Consider the following 214-nt stretch of genomic DNA (forward strand, 5'->3'; position numbering starts at 1 on the left):
TGTTGCATCATAAAATAGATGCAATAAAGCTAGTGGTGGAGCTAATCGGGATCGAACCGATGACCTCTTCGCTGCCAGCGAAGCGCTCTCCCAGCTGAGCTATAGCCCCACATAAAATCGTTTCAGCATTTTATGCAGAACCAATCTTTTGCTCTGAAATCTAAACCATATCAATCTGTGTGGACACTCATCGAGACTCATTTGTCTTCACTTT

General features: G+C 43.5%; 1 tRNA gene. It reads right to left on the reverse strand.

Features of this window, described 5'->3' with window-relative positions:
• Positions 1-33: 33 nt before the first annotated feature.
• Positions 34-109: transfer RNA gene (locus KHN78_RS00070), tRNA-Ala, on the reverse strand.
• Between the last annotated feature and the right edge of the window lie 105 nt (positions 110-214).

Source organism: Vibrio sp. B1REV9 (assembly GCF_905175395.2).
Classification (GTDB): domain Bacteria; phylum Pseudomonadota; class Gammaproteobacteria; order Enterobacterales; family Vibrionaceae; genus Vibrio; species Vibrio alfacsensis.